This window comes from Mucilaginibacter sp. P2_D11 (assembly GCF_056404435.1).
The window spans coordinates 114,064-129,793 of the sequence record NZ_JBFUEA010000015.1 but is presented as its reverse complement, the minus strand read 5'-3'; the positions used below and the strand labels follow the sequence as shown (position 1 = coordinate 129,793).

The window sequence follows — 15,730 nt, the reverse complement described above, 5'->3', positions numbered from 1 at the left end:
ACAAGACAAGGAAGCGGCGTTAAGCCGCTTTTTTTGTTGCCCTTAGTTGAGGTGATAATTTCTATTCCACTGTAAAAAGCCCACAAAAAAAACGACTCCCGAAATATCGGAAGTCGTTTTCAATATCAGTAAAAGCTAAATTATTCGCCTTTTTCTGCGTTTTCTTCGTTAGCAGCAGGTGCTTCTGGTGTAGCTTCTGCAACGGGGGCTTCAGCAACCGGGGCAACCTCGATAGGTGCTTTTGCTTTTGAAGCGCCACCACGACGACGGGTTGCTTTCTTCTCTGGTTTAGCAGCAGTATCATTACCGTAAACAGTGTTGTAATCTACCAGCTCGATGATGGCCATCTCGGCGTTATCGCCCAAACGGTTCTCTAATTTAACTATACGTGTGTAACCACCTGGGCGGTTAGCAATCTTCTCAGCAACTTCGCGGAACAGCATACCAACTACCTCTTTATCCTGCAGGTAGCTAAATACGGTACGGCGTGAGTGCGTAGTATCGCTTTTTGATTTTGTTAATAAAGGTTCAACATAACCGCGCAAAGCTTTTGCTTTTGCTAAGGTTGTTGTAATACGCTTGTGTAGGATAAGCGAAGAGGCCATGTTAGCCAACATCGCTTTGCGGTGGCTGTCGGTGCGGCCTAAATGGTTTACTTTTTTACCGTGTCTCATTTGTTTTTTTGTTATGGCACGTGCATACCGTTGGGCGGCGTGTTATCGTCAAGCCCTCGGAATTATGCCGGGTTAATTATTAGATGTGAGATATGAGATTTGAGATGTGAGACAAAGCTCTCCCCCGCTTCTTTTTACCCCGTTTATTGTAAATAAAAATGTCAGATCCGAAACAGAGCAATCTCATATCTCAAATCTAACATCTCATATCTTATTCTTCGTCTAACTTAAATTTAGCCAGGTTCATACCAAAAGATAAGCCTTTTGATTTTACCAGGTCCTGAATTTCAGTTAAAGATTTCTTACCGAAGTTCCTGAATTTAAGCATATCTGCAACATCGTAAGAAACTAAATCGGCCAGGCTACGGATATCCGCAGCTTTTAAGCAATTCAAAGCACGTACGCTCAGGTCCAAATCAACCAATTCGGTTTTAAGGATCTTACGCATGTGAAGAATTTCTTCGTCAACTTCTTTAGTTTCTTCTTTAGCCTGCGCCTCAAGCATCATGTTCTCGTCAGAGAACAGCATAAAGTGCTGGATAAGGATTTTGGCAGCTTGCTTCAAAGCATCTTCCGGGTGGATAGAACCATCGGTAGAGATATCAAGGATTAGTTTTTCATAATCCGTTTTCTGCTCTACACGGTAGTTTTCAAGCGTGTACTTGACGTTCTTTATCGGGGTGAAGATAGAATCGATAGCTATCACACCTACGTTTGCATCAGGATTTTTGTTTTCCTCGTTAGAGATGTAACCGCGACCTTTAGCAACAGTAAGCTCAACTTCGAGCGTTACCGATGAATCCATGTTACAGATAACAAGGTCAGGGTTCAGTATAGTAAAGTTGTTTGAAAACTTGGTAACATCGCCTGCTTTGAAAGCATCCTGGCCGTTAATGATCACAAATATTTTCTCATTATCGCCCGATTCGCCTGTTTTTTTGAAACGTACTTGTTTCAGGTTCAGGATTATCTCGGTAACATCTTCAACCACGCCTTTGATGGTTGAGAACTCATGCATTACGCCAGAGATACGTACTGATGTAATAGCATAACCTTCTAATGAAGAAAGTAAGATACGACGCAGAGCATTACCAATGGTTACACCGAAGCCTGGTTCTAACGGACGAAACTCAAACGTGCCATCAAAATCATTCGATTTCTGCATGATAACCTTGTCTGGTTTTTGAAATGCTAAAATTGCCATTTATATCTTGGGTTTATTGTTTGTTTAATAATAGATTTGAGATGTGAGATATGAGATGTGAGAATAAAACCGCACCCTCAACATATCCTATAATCCAAACCGCCTATAATTGTAAATGTTATAAACTAAAAATTGAGATATGGGATTTGCGAACCTAATCTCAAATCTCATATCTCCAATCTCATATCTAATTCTTATTTTGAGTACAACTCCACAATAAGGTTTTCCTTAATGTTTTCAGGTATCTCATCGCGGTTAGGGTAGTTTAAGAACTTGCCTGTTAATTCGGCAGCGTTCCACTCCAACCAGCTATATTTGTTAATCTTGCGGCCGGCAACCGAAGTGGTTATGGCTTCAAGAGATTTTGACTTTTCGCGTACTGCGATAACGTCACCTGCCCTTAACTGGTAAGATGCAATGTTTACTACGTTACCGTTTACGGTAATGTGTTTGTGGCCAACCAACTGGCGTGCACCAGAACGGGTAGGCGCAATACCTAAGCGGTAAACTGCGTTATCTAAACGTGCCTCTAAAAATTTCAACAAGTTTTCACCTGTGATACCTTCTTTAGCTGATGCAGTGTGGAATAAGTTTTCAAACTGACGTTCTAATACACCGTAAGTGTACTTAACTTTTTGTTTTTCCATCAACTGTACTGCGTACTCAGATTGCTTTCCTCTTCTTTTAGAAGCACCGTGCATACCTGGTCCGTAGTTTTTTCTTTCCAATGCCTTGTCCGGGCCGAAGATTGGCTCGCGGAACCTACGTGCGATTTTTGATTTTGGGCCTGTATATCTTGCCATTATTTGTGTGTTTTAAAGTATCGTGCAACCTGTAGCTGCCGAATCTTAGCTTTAAAAATTTAGTGAATTAAACTCTTCTACGTTTTGATGGGCGACAACCGTTGTGCGGAAGCGGCGTAATATCCCTGATGGTAGTAACCTCGATACCTGTAGTTTGCAGGGTACGGATAGCGCTTTCGCGGCCAGAACCCGGGCCTTTTACAAATACCTCTACTTTACGCAAGCCTAAATCATAAGCTACTTTACCGCAATCGGCAGCAGCCTGGCCGGCAGCGTAAGGGGTGTTCTTTTTAGAACCCTTGAAACCCATTTTACCTGCCGAAGACCATGAAATAGCCTGGCCGGTTTTGTTGGTAAGGGTAATGATGATGTTGTTGAAAGTTGCATTGATGTGTGCTTCGCCAACTGACTCAACAATAACAATGCGTTTTTTGGTTACTTTTTTAGCTTTAGCCATTTTCTTAATTATTGAGTTAGTGAATTACTGAATTAGTGATTTCTAATTCGGACCCATTAACCATTTGTTATAATTTTATATTCCTAGTGACTTTCAAATAAAGCAGCTGTTAACTAAACTCTACTCTCCGGTCACTAATCACTTACTATTTAGTAGCTTTCTTTTTGTTAGCAACTGTCTTACGTTTACCTTTACGGGTACGTGAGTTGTTTTTGGTGCGCTGGCCACGTAACGGTAAACCTTTACGATGACGGGTACCACGGTAGCAACCGATATCCATTAAACGTTTGATGTTAAGCTGAACTTCCGAACGAAGTGAGCCTTCTACCTTTATCTGATCGTTGATGATGGTACGGATGGCAGTCAACTGCTCATCATTCCATTCCTGAACTTTAACGCTCTCATCAATACCTGCTTGTTTCAAAATTTCCGCTGCAGTAGAGCGTCCTATTCCGTAGATGTAAGTTAAACCTATTACACCTCTTTTGTTTTTTGGTAAATCAATACCTGAAATCCTTGCCATGTTTGTTGTTTTGTTTTACGTAATACCGAACGGCGGGCCACCGTTGTACGGACTATTACACTTGTCTTTTATTATCCCTGACGCTGTTTGTATTTAGGATTCTTTTTGTTTATCACATAAAGTTTCCCGTTACGGCGGATGATTTTGCAATCAGCGCTGCGTTTTTTAATGGATGCTCTAACTTTCATCTCGTTTATTATTTATATCTGTAGGTTATTCTTCCTTTTGTTAAATCATACGGGCTCATCTCCAGTTTTACCCTGTCGCCAGGAAGGATTTTAATGTAGTGCATACGCATTTTGCCCGATATATGCGCAATAATCTCGTGGCCGTTTTCAAGTTCAACTCTAAACATCGCATTGGATAATGCTTCGCGAATTGTACCATCTTGCTCAATCGAGGATTGTTTTGCCATATTTTACTGATTATTACTTAATTATCTGCCCCCAAAACGGGATGCAAAATTAATAAAAATATTTTAATTATTATTTTTATTTTTCAAAACTTCGTCAATGTACGAAAACGTCGATAAAACGTCTGGTTGTCCTTTTTTTACGGCTACCGTATGCTCGTAATGTGCGGATGGTTTTTTGTCGCTGGTTGATACGGTCCAGCCATCGTCCCAAAACTTAACGCCGGCGCGGCCTGCGTTAATCATTGGCTCAATAGCAATTACCATCCCCTCTTCCAGTTTAATCCCGGAACCGCGTTTGCCGTAATTAGGTACCTCAGGCTTCTCGTGCAGGCGCGTGCCTACACCGTGGCCAACCAGTTCACGTACTACACCAAACCCATTCTTTTCGGCGTGCTCTTGCACCGCGTGGCCTATATCGCCAATACGCATGCCTGCTACGGCCTTAGCTACGCCCAAATCCAAACACTCGCGGGTTACGCGCATCAGTTTTTGCGTTTTCTCGTCAACCTCGCCAATAGCAAATGTAAACGCCGAATCGCCGTAGTATTTATTCAATACCACACCGCAATCAACTGATACCAGGTCGCCCTCAACCAAAGGTTTTTTTCCAGGGAAGCCATGTACCACCTGATCGTTAAGCGAAATGCATAAAGAATAGGGGAAACCGTTATAGTTTAAAAATGCCGGAACCCCACCGTTGTCGCGGATAAAGGTTTCGGCAAGTTTATTTAATTCGAGGGTTGTAACACCGGGGCCTATAACCTTAGCTATTTCCCCGTGTGTTTTAGAAACAAGTAACGAACTTTCTCTTATCAGCTCTATTTGTTCAACAGACTTATAAATGATTTTCGACATGCTGTATATTAGATAGCAGTGGGCGTAGTACCTGCAGCTGTAGGCACGCCTGAACGACCTTTGATCCTGCCAGTCTTCATCAACCCATCGTAATGACGCATCAATAAATGGCTTTCTATCTGCTGTAAAGTATCTAACACAACACCTACAAGGATAATGAGCGACGTGCCGCCAAAGAACCTTGCAAACAAGCTGCTTACTCCTACCATACTAGCCAACGACGGTATAACCGCTACGATGGCCAAAAAGATAGAACCCGGCAATGTTATCTTAGATATAACCTCATCTATGAAAGTAGTGGTAGCATTACCTGGTGCAACACCCGGTATAAAGCCGCCGTTCTTTTTCATATCATCGCTCATTTGCTTAGGGTTAACCGTAATAGCAGTATAGAAATACGTGAACAGAATGATCAGTATAGCAAATACCAGGTTATGCTCCCATGAGTTGATATTAGATAATGCTATCAATATGCCGTTTGATGCAGCGTTAGGGAAAAACTGGGCAACAGTAGCCGGGATGAACATCAATGCCTGGGCAAAGATGATTGGCATTACGCCCGCAGCATTTACCTTTAAAGGTATATACTGGCGTACGCCGCCGTACTGTTTGTTACCTACGATACGTTTTGCGTATTGCACGGCAATTTTACGTGTACCCTGTACGATGAGGATGGTAAACATCACCACGCCCAAAAGCGCTACAATTTCCACGATGAAGGTAATCAAACCACCCGGGCCGCTGGTACGTGACTGGAACTCGGTAGCGAATGCTGCAGGCAGCTGCGCTATGATACCCGTCATGATGATAAGCGATATACCGTTACCAATACCTTTATCGGTGATTTTCTCGCCCAGCCACATTACAAATAGAGTACCTGCAGTTAACACGAATACGTTAAGTACAATAAAGTACGGGTTAGGTATAAGTGGTTCGCCGGTAATCTGCGATTTAAGATAACCGATAGCCTGCAAAGCAGTAATTGCTATGGTTAGATAACGGGTCATCTGGTTTAGCTTGTTACGGCCGCTTTCACCCTCTTTTTGCATTTTAGTAACGGCAGGCACCGCTATGCCTAAAAGTTGCACCACGATAGAGGCCGAAATGTAAGGCATTACGCCCAACGCAAAGATGGACGAACGTGAGAACGAACCTCCTGCAAACATATTAAGCAAGCCTACAAGGCCCTCTTTTGCTTTAGCAGTATCAAGCGTTGCTGCGTTTACGCCAGGCAACACTATAAACGAACCAATACGATATATTAAAAGAAATAAGAGTGTGTTTTGTATACGCACTCTTAGATCCTCAATTTTCCAGATATTGGATAATGTGGTGAAAAATTTCTTCATCGAAAATTATAACTTTACAATGGTTCCGCCGGCTGCTTCGATAGCTTTTTGTGCAGTAGCAGTAAATGCATGTGCTGTAACTTCTAACTTGGCTTTAAGTTCGCCACGGCCTAAAATCTTAATCAGGTCGTTACGTGATGCCAAACCGTGTTCTTTCAATATATCGAAGTTAACTGTTGATAACGAATATTTTTCAGTTAACGCTTGCAATACATCAAGGTTTACACCAACATACTCTACGCGGTTAGGGTTTTTAAAACCAACCTTAGGTACACGGCGCTGCAATGGCATCTGGCCACCTTCGAAACCTACCTTGGTAGATGTACCCGAACGTGAACCCGCACCTTTGTGGCCACGGGTTGATGTACCGCCACGGCCACTACCTGTACCACGGCCAATTCTTTTTCTATTTTTAGTAGAACCTTCTGCAGGTTTAAGATTACTTAAATTCATGATATTAAATATTTTCTACCGCTACCAGGTGGTTTACTTTACGTACCATACCTATAATAGCTGCAGTGGCTTCAACTTCCACACTGTGGTTAATTTTTTTAAGGCCAAGGGCCTCAACAGTTTTTTTCTGGCGCTCGGTTCTGTCGATAACGCTCTTTATCTGTGTGATCTTAATTTTCGACATGGCTGATTATCCGTTAAATACTTTACCTAAACTGATACCGCGCTGTTGAGCCACCGTGTGCGCATCGCGTAATTGCGATAATGCAGATACGGTTGCCTTAACCACGTTGTGCGGGTTTGACGATCCTTTTGATTTTGCCAATACGTTGTGCACGCCGGCACTCTCTAACACAGCACGCATCGCGCCACCTGCTATTACGCCGGTACCGTTTGCTGCTGGTTTGATGTAAACGAAACCACCGCTGAATTTACCTATCTGATCGTGAGGGATAGTGTTGTTGATGATTGGAACCTTTACCAGGTTCTTCTTAGCATCATCTATACCCTTTGCAATTGCTTCGGTAACCTCTTTTGCTTTACCCAAACCGTAACCTACAACACCGTTTTCATCGCCTACTACTACGATAGCAGAAAAGCTGAATGTACGGCCACCTTTGGTTACTTTGGCTACACGTTGTATGCTTACCAGGCGATCTTTTAATTCGATCTCGCTGGTTTTTACTCTTTTTATGTTGATTGTTGACATTTCCTGTTTCGATTAAAAGTTTAAACCACCTTCACGTGCGCCTTCAGCCAGTGATTTAACACGGCCGTGGTACAAATAACCATTCCTGTCAAACACTACATCTACGATACCTGCAGCGATAGCTTTCTCAGCTACCAATTTGCCTACAGCTACTGATTGATCTGACTTAGTAGAGCCGCTTGCAACAAAATCTTTCGATAATGAAGATGCTGATACTAAGGTTTTGCCACTAACGTCGTCAATAATTTGAGCGTAGATGCCTTTGTTGCTTCTGAAAACAGATAAGCGAGGGCGTGCTGTCGATCCTGAAAGGCGTTTACGTATGCCTTTTTTAATCCTGTCTCTTCTTGATAATTTCATGGCGCTTATTTTTTAGATGCTGATTTACCTGCTTTTCTTCTCAATACTTCGCCAACAAACTTGATACCTTTACCTTTGTAAGGCTCTGGCGTACGTAACGAGCGGATTTTCGCTGCTACCTGGCCAATCAATTGTTTATCGTTAGATTCCAGGATGATGGTTGGGTTCTTACCCTTATCAGCAGTGGTTGTAACTTTAATTTCTTGCGGCAATTCAAATACGTAGTGGTGAGAATAACCCAGCACCAGATCTAAAGTGTTGCCTGTGTTTGTTGCACGGTAACCCACACCTACTAATTCTTGCTGAATTTTGTAGCCTTCGGTTACGCCAACAACCATGTTGTTTAACAACGAGCGGTACAAACCGTGCAACGCTTTGTGGCGTTTTTGGTCTGACGGGCGTTTAACCAATAACTGGTCGCCTTCTTGCTCAATGATGATATCTCTATCAACTGCCTGTTGCAATTCGCCTTTAGGGCCTTTTACGGTAACTACATTTTCTGCAGATACGGTAACAGTTACGCCGGCGGTTATTGCTATAGGTGCTTTTCCTATTCTTGACATTGCTTAATTTCCTCCTATTAATATACGTAGCATAAAACTTCGCCACCCACATTCTGGGTACGAGCTTCTTTATCGGTCATTACACCTTTAGAAGTCGATAAGATGGCGATACCTAAACCATTTAATACACGCGGCAGGGTATCCATACCGGCGTATTTCCTCAAACCTGGTTTACTAATACGAGAAATGCTGCGTATAGCAGAAATCTTAGTTATCGGGTGGTACTTCAAAGCAACTTTGATGCTGCCTTGAGGGCCGTTGTCCTCAAACTTAAAATTAGCAATGTAACCTTTTTCGAAAAGCACTTTAGTGATTTCCTTTTTCAGATTTGATGCAGGAATTTCAACAACCCTATGGTTGGCTTTAATAGCATTCCTTACTCTTGTAAGATAATCTGCGATTGGATCTGTATTCATTTTTATTGATTATGATGGTGGTTTCCTTCCCGTAACATCCGGGGCGACCTTCCATCGGTTAATTCGTTTTAAAATTCGAGCCGCAAAGGTACAAAAAAATTCAAAACATATTGTTGTATGTTTTGAATTTACCTTGACTCGTATTTTACCTGGTATTTACCAGCTTGCTTTCTTTACTCCTGGTATTTTGCCATCCAGTGCCATCTCGCGGAATGTTACGCGCGAAATACCAAACTGACGCATATAACCACGTGGGCGGCCAGTTAACTTGCAACGGTTGTGCAATTTTACCGGTGATGATGCTTTAGGTAGTTTATCTAAACCCTGAAAATCGCCGGCTGCTTTAAGTGCTGCTCTTTTTTCAGCATATTTTGCTACTAATTTAGCACGTTTTACTTCGCGTGCTTTTACGCCTTCTTTAGCCATTGTTGATTGGTGTTTGATTTTTAAATGGTAAACCAAATTGCTTTAGTAACTCCAATGCTTCAACATCGTTGGCAGCAGAGGTTACGAAGGTAATATCCATACCTTGTATCTTGTTGATCTTATCGATATTTATCTCCGGGAAGATAATCTGCTCGGTAATACCTAAAGTATAGTTACCGCGGCCATCGAAGCCTTTATCATTGATACCTTTGAAATCGCGGATACGTGGCAGGGCCACAGAGATCAAACGATCTAAAAATTCGTACATGGTGTTATCGCGCAGAGTTACACGCACGCCAACAGGCATATTTTTACGTAATTTAAAGTTCGAGATATCTTTCTTAGATTTTGAAGATACCGCTAGCTGACCGGTGATGGTAGTAAGCTCGGTGATGGTGTTCTCGATCAATTTCTTATCGGTAGTAGCACCGCCAACGCCCTGGTTAATTGCTATTTTAAGCAATTTAGGCACCTGCATTACGCTTTTGTACTGAAATTTCTCTTTCAGTGCGCCGCGAACATCGTCCTTATATTTGGTTTTTAACCTTGGTACGTAAGTCATTATTTAATTTCCTCCCCTGATTTTTTAGAAACCCTAACCAGTTTGCCGGAATCGTTCAATTTACGGCCAACGCGGGTAGTTTTTCCGGTTTTTGGTTCAACCAGCGCCAGGTTCGAAATATGGATAGCAGCTTCCTGCTTCAATATACCGCCATTAGGGTTGGCTGCATTAGGCTTGGTGTGTTTAGATACCATATTGGCACCTTCTACAATAGCCCTGTTTTTGTCTATTATTACTTCAACTATCTTACCTTGCGAACCTTTAGAGTCGCCGGCAATAACCTTTACTAAATCGCCCTTACGGATTTTCAATTTAGCCGGTTTTGTTACTTTCTTTTCCATATTATAATACCTCCGGTGCTAATGATACAATTTTCATAAATTGTTTTTCACGCAGTTCCCTGGCAACAGGGCCAAAGATACGTGTGCCCCTTGGCTCATCCTGGTTGTTTAATAACACGGCTGCGTTATCGTCGAAACGGATGTATGAACCATCTTTCCTGCGGATCTCTTTCTTGGTTCTTACCACTACGGCTTTAGATACGGTACCTTTTTTTACGTTACCCGACGGGATAGCGCTTTTTACGGTTACTACGATCTTATCACCGATAGAAGCGTATCTTTTACCTGTACCGCCCAATACGCGTATCACTAAAACTTCTTTAGCTCCGCTGTTATCGGCTACATTTAATCTTGATTCCTGCTGTACCATGTTATTTAGCCCTTTCTAAAATTTGAACTAATCTCCAGTTTTTGTTCTTACTCAGCGGACGAGTTTCCATAATCAATACGGTATCACCAACACCGCATGTGTTAGTTTCGTCATGAGCCATAAATTTGGTAGTTTTCTTTACGAACTTACCATAGATGGGGTGCTTCACCTTCCGCTCTACAGCAACTACAATAGACTTTTCCATCTTATTGCTTACTACCAGGCCGGTACGTGTTTTTCTTAAATTTCTTTCCATTGTTTTCCGACGCTTAAAATTAATTAGAAGCCGACGCAGCTTTACGCTTTGTTATTTCAGTGTTTAAACGAGCAATCTCCTTGCGCACTTTAGTAATGCGGGTTGGATTTTCGATAGCCGAAACCGCGTGAGCAAATTTCAGTTTAGTCAGTTGACCTTTTTCCTCGCCGAGCTTCGCCGCTAATTCTTCGGTAGTAAGCCCTATAATTTCTGAGTTCTTCATTTTCTTATTGTTTGTTGTAATGTTGGAATGTATTAATGTTGTAATGTTTCTTTTTGGGTTGAAAAGTCATTTCAACTTTGCAACATTCAACCTTACAACCTTTCAACTCCGCGTTTATGCCTCTACGTAATCCCTACGTGTTACAAATCTGGTTTGCACCGGTAATTTCTGTGCAGCAAGGCGCAATGCCTCTTTGGCAACCTCCAAGGGTACACCTTCTGCTTCAAATATCATCCTGCCCGGGCGTACAACTGCTACCCAATACTCGGGAGCACCTTTACCTTTACCCATACGTACCTCTGCTGGTTTCTTGGTTACAGGCTTATCAGGGAATATCCTGATCCACACCTGGCCTTCACGTTTCATGAAACGTGTTACAGCGATACGTGCAGACTCGATCTGGCGGCTGGTAATCCAGGCTGCTTCGAGTGATTTTATACCGAAAGATCCGAATGAAAGCTCGGTGCCACGACTGGCTAACCCTTTCATCCTGCCTTTTTGCATCTTTCTGAACTTCGTTCTTTTTGGCTGTAGCATTTTATTAAGCTTTTATATCCGTCACGGATATGTCTTTTCTAACCTTATTGTTAATATTATCTCCTTGGGCCACCCGGGCGGTTACCACCACCCTGGCCACCACCTGGGCGGTTGTTACCACCCTGGCCGCCACCGCCTCTGCGGTCGCCACCTGGGCCTGGTTTACGATCGCCACGGCGTTCGCCGCCACGTTCGCCACCTCTTGCACCATCACGGCCGCCGAAACCGGCTGCACCTTCTGGCCTGCCACCTTTACCGCTTGCGCTGCTTGTACCGCCAATGTTTGGAGACAGATCGCGTTTGCCGTAAACTTCGCCTTTGCAAATCCAAACCTTAACACCTATTTTACCATAGGTAGTTAATGCTTCTGCCAAAGCGTAATCGATATCGGCACGGAAAGTGTGCAATGGTATGCGTCCTTCTTTGTACTGCTCGGTACGGGCCATCTCGGCGCCGCCCAAACGGCCGCTGGTCATTACTTTGATACCTTCGGCACCCATCCTCATGGTAGATGCGATAGTAGTTTTCATGGCACGGCGGAAAGAGATACGTGCTTCAAGCTGTTTAGCAATACCTTCGGCAACTAACTGAGCATCAAGCTCAGGGCGTTTTATTTCGAAGATGTTGATCTGAACATCTTTTTTGGTTAATTTCTTTAGCTCTTCTTTGATCTTATCAACCTCGGCACCGCCTTTACCAATCACAATACCCGGACGGGCAGTGTGGATGGTTACAGTGATGCGTTTTAAAGTACGTTCTATAACAACTTTAGATACACCACCTTTGTTGATACGAGCTGATAAGTATTTGCGGATCTTTTCGTCTTCAACTAATTTGTCGGCATAGTGATTTCCACCGAACCAATTAGAATCCCAACCGCGGATGATCCCTAACCTGTTACCTATTGGATGTGCTTTTTGTCCCATTTCAAATTAGTTGTTATCGTTTTTACTATCCACAATCAGTGTTACATGGTTAGAGCGTTTGCGTATGCGGTAACCCCTTCCTTGCGGAGCCGGGCGTAACCTCTTAAGCTGACGGCCACCACCTACTGATACTTCTTTCACAAACAGGTTGCTATCTTCAATACGTTTGTCTTCGTTTTTTGCTTCCCAGTTTTTGATGGCTGATAACAAAAGCTTCTCTACACGTATCGCTGCTTCCTTATTGGTGAATTTTAAGATGTTTAAAGCTTTGCTTACTTCAACACCACGTATCAGGTCAACCACCAAACGCATTTTGCGCGGTGAAGTTGGGCAGTTCTGTAACTTGGCAATAGACGAGCCACCCACAACGAGTTTCGCAGCTTCTTTTTGTTGCCTGATCTGTACAGACCTTTTAATTTTTGTTGTTGCTTCCATTGCCTGTTATTTTTTCTTTTCTGCGTGACCGCGGAATGTGCGGGTTGGAGCAAATTCGCCCAACTTGTGACCAACCATGTTTTCTGTTACGTACACAGGGATAAACTTATTACCGTTGTGTACTGCGAATGTATGACCAACGAAATCAGGAGAGATCATGCTACGGCGCGACCATGTTTTAACAACTGATTTTTTACTAGAATCATTCAAGGTAAGAACTTTTCTTTCCAGGTTATGATCTATGTAAGGTCCTTTTTTAATTGAACGTGCCATTATTATTTCTTCCTTCTTTCAATGATATAACGATCAGACCCTTTTTTCTTGTCACGAGTTTTGTAGCCTTTAGCTAACAAACCTTTACGTGAGCGCGGATGGCCACCCGAAGCACGGCCTTCACCACCACCCATAGGGTGATCTACCGGGTTCATGGCAACACCACGAACGCGAGGACGACGACCTAACCAACGTTTGCGGCCGGCTTTACCTAATACGGCGTTTGCCCTTTCGGCATTAGAAACCGAGCCTATAGTTGCAAGGCAGGTAGCCAGTATCATGCGGGTTTCGCCAGAAGGCAATTTGATGATGGCGTATTTACCATCACGTGCAGATAACTGTGCGTAGGTACCGGCACTGCGTGCTATGATACCACCCTGACCAGGGTTAAGCTCGATGTTATGGATAATAGAACCTAAAGGGATGTTCTTAAGGGGCATTGTGTTGCCAACCTCAGGAGCAGCGCCTTCGCCAGATACTACAGTTTGTCCAACTGTTAAACCTGTAGGGGCTATCATATATCGTTTCTCACCATCAACAAAGTGTAGCAAAGCTATACGTGCCGAACGGTTTGGATCGTATTCAATTGTTGCAACTTTTGCAGGGATGTTAAACTTGTTACGTTTAAAATCAATTAACCTGTATGCTTGCTTGTGCCCACCGCCTAAATAGCGCATGGTCATCTTACCATCGTGGTTACGGCCGCCTGACCTTGTATTTACTGATACAACCAACGACTTTTCAGGAACATTTGTTGTAATATCTGAGTTAGATACATCAACTCTGAAGCGGGTACCCGGCGTAACCGGTTTAAATCTCTTTACTGCCATCTTCTTATTATATATTGCTGTAAAAATCTATTGTTTCACCATCTTTCAGCGTAATGATGGCCTTTTTGTAAGTAGCGGCGCGGCCAGATACTGCACCTGCTTTTGTGTTGCGGGTTTTGAGTTTGCCTGCGTATTTCATTGTGTTAACTGCTGTAACGTTAACACCATACATAGCCTCAATAGCGCCTTTGATCTGAATTTTGTTGGCCCTGGGATCAACCTTGAAAGCGTAGCGATTAAGCTTCTCAGTTAATTGAGCAACCTTTTCAGTAAGTAAGGGTTTCTTTAAAATTTCCATAATTACTTAGCTAATGCTTCCTCCAAAGTTTTAACAGCACCTGTAGTAAGGATAAGTTTGCCGGCGTTCAATACATCGTAAGTATTGATGTCGGTAACGTTTATTACCTTAGTTTTCTTCAGGTTCCTGCTTGATAAATACACATTGTTATTTTCCACACCTGCAAGTACCAATAACGTTTTATCGTTAGTTACATTCAGGTCGGCTTCCATCTGGATATAAGTTTTGGTTTTGATAGCATCGAAGTTGAAATCTTCCAATACCAAAATGTTATTATCCTTTGCTTTGTATGATAAGGCAGAGTTACGCGCCAATGATTTAAGCTTTTTGTTCAGCTTAAAGCTATAATCGCGTGGCTGCGGACCGAAAACACGACCACCACCATTAAACAATGGCGATTTGATGCTACCGGCACGGGCGCCGCCTGTACCTTTTTGTTTATGTAATTTGCGGGTACTACCTGCAATTTCATTACGTTGTTTTGATTTGTGCGTACCCTGGCGCTGGTTAGCTAAGAACTGCTTTACATCTAAGTAAATAGCATGATCGTTGGGCTCTACACCGAATACGGATTCAGGCAGCTGCACCTTGGCACCCGTTTCTTTACCTGATAGATTTAATACGTTGATTTCCATCTTATTTATCCAATATTACGAATGAACCCTTAGCTCCTGGGATGGAACCCTTAACTACGATTAGGTTTTGCTCGCTAAATACTTTAACAACCTGAAGGTTTTGTACTTTAACGCGAACGTTACCCATTTGACCAGCCATACGCATACCTTTAAATACACGTGAAGGCCAAGAAGAAGCTCCTAATGAACCCGGTGCACGTAAACGATTGTGCTGACCGTGAGTTTGCATACCCACACCACCAAAACCGTGACGCTTTACCACACCCTGAAAACCTTTACCTTTTGAAGTACCAACTACATCAACAAAATCACCGATTTCAAAAATATCTACGGTAACAGTGTCACCAAGAGCTTTTTCATCCGTGAAAGTTTTGAATTCTACAAGCTTACGCTTAGGAGTAGTGCCGGCTTTTTCAAAATGGCCTTTTAGAGGTGCGGAGGTGTTTTTCTCCTTCTTTTCGCCATACGCTAACTGAACAGCAGCGTATCCGTCTGTATCTACAGACCTGACCTGAGTTACTACGCAAGGGCCAGCTTCGATTACAGTGCAGGGGATATTTTTCCCTGTTTCATCGAAAATGCTGGTCATTCCTACTTTTTTACCAATTATTCCTGACATTTTCTATATTTTATTAGTGCCCATCGAAGCAGTAGGGCTTCGTTCAAGGCATATGATTTCCCCTTAAGGGACGGCAAAGATAGGAATTTTGTATTAATTGTCAAATACTTAGCAAGTTATTTTTAAATAATTATTTGGTAGTACAAAAATCACTTTGCAAGGGTCACATAGCATGCTTAATTATCCTCATTTTCAATTAACTTTAACTGCAAACACAT

General features: G+C 42.7%; 29 protein-coding genes. All 29 read right to left on the bottom strand.

Annotation, left to right across the window (positions count from 1 at the left end; genetic code table 11):
• Nucleotides 1-140 precede the first annotated feature (140 nt).
• On the bottom strand, nucleotides 141-674 hold the full coding sequence (gene rplQ, locus AC1DXC_RS21945) for a 50S ribosomal protein L17 (RefSeq protein WP_477461312.1): 534 nt from the start codon (nucleotides 672-674) through the stop codon (nucleotides 141-143).
• Between the two features lie 211 nt (nucleotides 675-885).
• Nucleotides 886-1,878, bottom strand: a complete 993-nt coding sequence (locus AC1DXC_RS21940) for a DNA-directed RNA polymerase subunit alpha (protein WP_133235720.1) — start codon at nucleotides 1,876-1,878, stop codon at nucleotides 886-888.
• 194 nt (nucleotides 1,879-2,072) lie between these two features.
• Complete coding sequence (gene rpsD / locus AC1DXC_RS21935; RefSeq protein ID WP_477461311.1) at nucleotides 2,073-2,681, bottom strand: 30S ribosomal protein S4; 609 nt, start codon at nucleotides 2,679-2,681, stop codon at nucleotides 2,073-2,075.
• 67 nt (nucleotides 2,682-2,748) lie between these two features.
• Nucleotides 2,749-3,138 (bottom strand): 30S ribosomal protein S11, encoded by a 390-nt coding sequence (gene rpsK, locus AC1DXC_RS21930; protein ID WP_133235724.1) that lies wholly within the window; start codon nucleotides 3,136-3,138, stop codon nucleotides 2,749-2,751.
• A 145-nt stretch (nucleotides 3,139-3,283) separates the two neighbouring features.
• Nucleotides 3,284-3,661, bottom strand: coding sequence for a 30S ribosomal protein S13 (gene rpsM, locus AC1DXC_RS21925; protein ID WP_133235726.1), 378 nt, complete (start codon nucleotides 3,659-3,661; stop codon nucleotides 3,284-3,286).
• A gap of 71 nt (nucleotides 3,662-3,732) precedes the next feature.
• Nucleotides 3,733-3,849 carry a 50S ribosomal protein L36 gene (rpmJ, locus tag AC1DXC_RS21920; protein WP_074487407.1) on the bottom strand — a complete coding sequence of 39 codons (117 nt, stop codon included), beginning with the start codon at nucleotides 3,847-3,849 and terminating at the stop codon, nucleotides 3,733-3,735.
• A gap of 8 nt (nucleotides 3,850-3,857) precedes the next feature.
• Complete coding sequence (gene infA / locus AC1DXC_RS21915; protein ID WP_022833270.1) at nucleotides 3,858-4,076, bottom strand: translation initiation factor IF-1; 219 nt, start codon at nucleotides 4,074-4,076, stop codon at nucleotides 3,858-3,860.
• Nucleotides 4,077-4,139: 63 nt separating this feature from the next.
• The gene (gene map, locus AC1DXC_RS21910; RefSeq protein WP_477461310.1) at nucleotides 4,140-4,931 is read right to left on the bottom strand and encodes a type I methionyl aminopeptidase; all 792 of its coding nucleotides are present in this window, start codon (nucleotides 4,929-4,931) and stop codon (nucleotides 4,140-4,142) included.
• 8 nt (nucleotides 4,932-4,939) lie between these two features.
• Nucleotides 4,940-6,280 (bottom strand): preprotein translocase subunit SecY, encoded by a 1,341-nt coding sequence (gene secY / locus AC1DXC_RS21905; RefSeq protein ID WP_477461309.1) that lies wholly within the window; start codon nucleotides 6,278-6,280, stop codon nucleotides 4,940-4,942.
• A 6-nt stretch (nucleotides 6,281-6,286) separates the two neighbouring features.
• Entirely contained in the window at nucleotides 6,287-6,733 is a 447-nt protein-coding gene (gene rplO, locus AC1DXC_RS21900) for a 50S ribosomal protein L15 (protein WP_477461308.1), read from the bottom strand.
• 4 nt (nucleotides 6,734-6,737) lie between these two features.
• Nucleotides 6,738-6,917, bottom strand: coding sequence for a 50S ribosomal protein L30 (gene rpmD, locus AC1DXC_RS21895; RefSeq protein ID WP_133235734.1), 180 nt, complete (start codon nucleotides 6,915-6,917; stop codon nucleotides 6,738-6,740).
• Between the two features lie 6 nt (nucleotides 6,918-6,923).
• Complete coding sequence (rpsE, locus tag AC1DXC_RS21890) at nucleotides 6,924-7,442, bottom strand: 30S ribosomal protein S5 (protein ID WP_133235736.1); 519 nt, start codon at nucleotides 7,440-7,442, stop codon at nucleotides 6,924-6,926.
• 12 nt (nucleotides 7,443-7,454) lie between these two features.
• Complete coding sequence (gene rplR / locus AC1DXC_RS21885; RefSeq protein ID WP_192902006.1) at nucleotides 7,455-7,802, bottom strand: 50S ribosomal protein L18; 348 nt, start codon at nucleotides 7,800-7,802, stop codon at nucleotides 7,455-7,457.
• A 5-nt stretch (nucleotides 7,803-7,807) separates the two neighbouring features.
• Nucleotides 7,808-8,365, bottom strand: a complete 558-nt coding sequence (gene rplF, locus AC1DXC_RS21880; protein ID WP_477461307.1) for a 50S ribosomal protein L6 — start codon at nucleotides 8,363-8,365, stop codon at nucleotides 7,808-7,810.
• Nucleotides 8,366-8,382: 17 nt separating this feature from the next.
• A complete protein-coding gene (gene rpsH, locus AC1DXC_RS21875; RefSeq protein ID WP_477461306.1) occupies nucleotides 8,383-8,781 on the bottom strand; it encodes a 30S ribosomal protein S8 in 399 nt (132 codons plus the stop codon).
• A 156-nt stretch (nucleotides 8,782-8,937) separates the two neighbouring features.
• Nucleotides 8,938-9,207 carry a 30S ribosomal protein S14 gene (gene rpsN, locus AC1DXC_RS21870; protein ID WP_067190114.1) on the bottom strand — a complete coding sequence of 90 codons (270 nt, stop codon included), beginning with the start codon at nucleotides 9,205-9,207 and terminating at the stop codon, nucleotides 8,938-8,940.
• Nucleotides 9,200-9,769, bottom strand: coding sequence for a 50S ribosomal protein L5 (gene rplE / locus AC1DXC_RS21865; protein ID WP_477461305.1), 570 nt, complete (start codon nucleotides 9,767-9,769; stop codon nucleotides 9,200-9,202). The genes rpsN and rplE overlap by 8 nt, the downstream gene beginning before the upstream one ends.
• Entirely contained in the window at nucleotides 9,769-10,110 is a 342-nt protein-coding gene (gene rplX / locus AC1DXC_RS21860) for a 50S ribosomal protein L24 (protein WP_477461304.1), read from the bottom strand. The genes rplE and rplX overlap by 1 nt, the downstream gene beginning before the upstream one ends.
• A gap of 1 nt (nucleotide 10,111) precedes the next feature.
• Nucleotides 10,112-10,480, bottom strand: coding sequence for a 50S ribosomal protein L14 (gene rplN / locus AC1DXC_RS21855; protein WP_067059744.1), 369 nt, complete (start codon nucleotides 10,478-10,480; stop codon nucleotides 10,112-10,114).
• A 1-nt stretch (nucleotide 10,481) separates the two neighbouring features.
• Nucleotides 10,482-10,736, bottom strand: coding sequence for a 30S ribosomal protein S17 (rpsQ, locus tag AC1DXC_RS21850; protein ID WP_067059745.1), 255 nt, complete (start codon nucleotides 10,734-10,736; stop codon nucleotides 10,482-10,484).
• A gap of 19 nt (nucleotides 10,737-10,755) precedes the next feature.
• On the bottom strand, nucleotides 10,756-10,959 hold the full coding sequence (gene rpmC, locus AC1DXC_RS21845) for a 50S ribosomal protein L29 (RefSeq protein WP_477461303.1): 204 nt from the start codon (nucleotides 10,957-10,959) through the stop codon (nucleotides 10,756-10,758).
• Between the two features lie 114 nt (nucleotides 10,960-11,073).
• Nucleotides 11,074-11,496: a 50S ribosomal protein L16 gene (gene rplP, locus AC1DXC_RS21840; protein WP_133235750.1), complete on the bottom strand. Its 423-nt coding sequence runs from the start codon at nucleotides 11,494-11,496 to the stop codon at nucleotides 11,074-11,076.
• Nucleotides 11,497-11,552: 56 nt separating this feature from the next.
• Entirely contained in the window at nucleotides 11,553-12,422 is an 870-nt protein-coding gene (rpsC, locus tag AC1DXC_RS21835; RefSeq protein WP_133235752.1) for a 30S ribosomal protein S3, read from the bottom strand.
• A gap of 6 nt (nucleotides 12,423-12,428) precedes the next feature.
• The gene (gene rplV / locus AC1DXC_RS21830) at nucleotides 12,429-12,857 is read right to left on the bottom strand and encodes a 50S ribosomal protein L22 (RefSeq protein ID WP_133235754.1); all 429 of its coding nucleotides are present in this window, start codon (nucleotides 12,855-12,857) and stop codon (nucleotides 12,429-12,431) included.
• A gap of 6 nt (nucleotides 12,858-12,863) precedes the next feature.
• Complete coding sequence (gene rpsS / locus AC1DXC_RS21825; protein WP_133235756.1) at nucleotides 12,864-13,130, bottom strand: 30S ribosomal protein S19; 267 nt, start codon at nucleotides 13,128-13,130, stop codon at nucleotides 12,864-12,866.
• A 2-nt stretch (nucleotides 13,131-13,132) separates the two neighbouring features.
• Nucleotides 13,133-13,960, bottom strand: a complete 828-nt coding sequence (gene rplB / locus AC1DXC_RS21820) for a 50S ribosomal protein L2 (RefSeq protein WP_133235758.1) — start codon at nucleotides 13,958-13,960, stop codon at nucleotides 13,133-13,135.
• Between the two features lie 7 nt (nucleotides 13,961-13,967).
• Nucleotides 13,968-14,258: a 50S ribosomal protein L23 gene (rplW, locus tag AC1DXC_RS21815; protein ID WP_133235760.1), complete on the bottom strand. Its 291-nt coding sequence runs from the start codon at nucleotides 14,256-14,258 to the stop codon at nucleotides 13,968-13,970.
• A gap of 2 nt (nucleotides 14,259-14,260) precedes the next feature.
• Nucleotides 14,261-14,893, bottom strand: a complete 633-nt coding sequence (gene rplD / locus AC1DXC_RS21810; protein WP_133235762.1) for a 50S ribosomal protein L4 — start codon at nucleotides 14,891-14,893, stop codon at nucleotides 14,261-14,263.
• 1 nt (nucleotide 14,894) lies between these two features.
• A complete protein-coding gene (rplC, locus tag AC1DXC_RS21805) occupies nucleotides 14,895-15,512 on the bottom strand; it encodes a 50S ribosomal protein L3 (RefSeq protein WP_133235764.1) in 618 nt (205 codons plus the stop codon).
• Nucleotides 15,513-15,730 lie beyond the last annotated feature (218 nt).

What these genes read in the sequence shown, in the direction of transcription:
- rpsM (WP_133235726.1), bottom strand. Translation starts at nt 3,661, where the DNA reads ATGGCAAGGATTTCAGGTATTGATTTACCAAAAAACAAAAGAGGTGTA.
- rpsQ (WP_067059745.1), bottom strand. Translation starts at nt 10,736, where the DNA reads ATGGAAAGAAATTTAAGAAAAACACGTACCGGCCTGGTAGTAAGCAAT.
- rplP (WP_133235750.1), bottom strand. Translation starts at nt 11,496, where the DNA reads ATGCTACAGCCAAAAAGAACGAAGTTCAGAAAGATGCAAAAAGGCAGG.
- rplO (WP_477461308.1), bottom strand. Translation starts at nt 6,733, where the DNA reads ATGAATTTAAGTAATCTTAAACCTGCAGAAGGTTCTACTAAAAATAGA.
- rpsS (WP_133235756.1), bottom strand. Translation starts at nt 13,130, where the DNA reads ATGGCACGTTCAATTAAAAAAGGACCTTACATAGATCATAACCTGGAA.
- rpsK (WP_133235724.1), bottom strand. Translation starts at nt 3,138, where the DNA reads ATGGCTAAAGCTAAAAAAGTAACCAAAAAACGCATTGTTATTGTTGAG.
- rpsC (WP_133235752.1), bottom strand. Translation starts at nt 12,422, where the DNA reads ATGGGACAAAAAGCACATCCAATAGGTAACAGGTTAGGGATCATCCGC.
- rplR (WP_192902006.1), bottom strand. Translation starts at nt 7,802, where the DNA reads ATGAAATTATCAAGAAGAGACAGGATTAAAAAAGGCATACGTAAACGC.
- rpsD (WP_477461311.1), bottom strand. Translation starts at nt 2,681, where the DNA reads ATGGCAAGATATACAGGCCCAAAATCAAAAATCGCACGTAGGTTCCGC.
- rplN (WP_067059744.1), bottom strand. Translation starts at nt 10,480, where the DNA reads ATGGTACAGCAGGAATCAAGATTAAATGTAGCCGATAACAGCGGAGCT.
- rplD (WP_133235762.1), bottom strand. Translation starts at nt 14,893, where the DNA reads ATGGAAATCAACGTATTAAATCTATCAGGTAAAGAAACGGGTGCCAAG.
- rplV (WP_133235754.1), bottom strand. Translation starts at nt 12,857, where the DNA reads ATGGAAGCAACAACAAAAATTAAAAGGTCTGTACAGATCAGGCAACAA.
- rpmJ (WP_074487407.1), bottom strand. Translation starts at nt 3,849, where the DNA reads ATGAAAGTTAGAGCATCCATTAAAAAACGCAGCGCTGATTGCAAAATC.
- rplE (WP_477461305.1), bottom strand. Translation starts at nt 9,769, where the DNA reads ATGACTTACGTACCAAGGTTAAAAACCAAATATAAGGACGATGTTCGC.
- rplX (WP_477461304.1), bottom strand. Translation starts at nt 10,110, where the DNA reads ATGGAAAAGAAAGTAACAAAACCGGCTAAATTGAAAATCCGTAAGGGC.
- AC1DXC_RS21940 (WP_133235720.1), bottom strand. Translation starts at nt 1,878, where the DNA reads ATGGCAATTTTAGCATTTCAAAAACCAGACAAGGTTATCATGCAGAAA.
- rpsH (WP_477461306.1), bottom strand. Translation starts at nt 8,781, where the DNA reads ATGAATACAGATCCAATCGCAGATTATCTTACAAGAGTAAGGAATGCT.
- rplQ (WP_477461312.1), bottom strand. Translation starts at nt 674, where the DNA reads ATGAGACACGGTAAAAAAGTAAACCATTTAGGCCGCACCGACAGCCAC.
- infA (WP_022833270.1), bottom strand. Translation starts at nt 4,076, where the DNA reads ATGGCAAAACAATCCTCGATTGAGCAAGATGGTACAATTCGCGAAGCA.
- rpmC (WP_477461303.1), bottom strand. Translation starts at nt 10,959, where the DNA reads ATGAAGAACTCAGAAATTATAGGGCTTACTACCGAAGAATTAGCGGCG.
- rpsE (WP_133235736.1), bottom strand. Translation starts at nt 7,442, where the DNA reads ATGTCAACAATCAACATAAAAAGAGTAAAAACCAGCGAGATCGAATTA.
- map (WP_477461310.1), bottom strand. Translation starts at nt 4,931, where the DNA reads ATGTCGAAAATCATTTATAAGTCTGTTGAACAAATAGAGCTGATAAGA.
- rplB (WP_133235758.1), bottom strand. Translation starts at nt 13,960, where the DNA reads ATGGCAGTAAAGAGATTTAAACCGGTTACGCCGGGTACCCGCTTCAGA.
- rplW (WP_133235760.1), bottom strand. Translation starts at nt 14,258, where the DNA reads ATGGAAATTTTAAAGAAACCCTTACTTACTGAAAAGGTTGCTCAATTA.
- rplF (WP_477461307.1), bottom strand. Translation starts at nt 8,365, where the DNA reads ATGTCAAGAATAGGAAAAGCACCTATAGCAATAACCGCCGGCGTAACT.
- secY (WP_477461309.1), bottom strand. Translation starts at nt 6,280, where the DNA reads ATGAAGAAATTTTTCACCACATTATCCAATATCTGGAAAATTGAGGAT.
- rpsN (WP_067190114.1), bottom strand. Translation starts at nt 9,207, where the DNA reads ATGGCTAAAGAAGGCGTAAAAGCACGCGAAGTAAAACGTGCTAAATTA.
- rplC (WP_133235764.1), bottom strand. Translation starts at nt 15,512, where the DNA reads ATGTCAGGAATAATTGGTAAAAAAGTAGGAATGACCAGCATTTTCGAT.
- rpmD (WP_133235734.1), bottom strand. Translation starts at nt 6,917, where the DNA reads ATGTCGAAAATTAAGATCACACAGATAAAGAGCGTTATCGACAGAACC.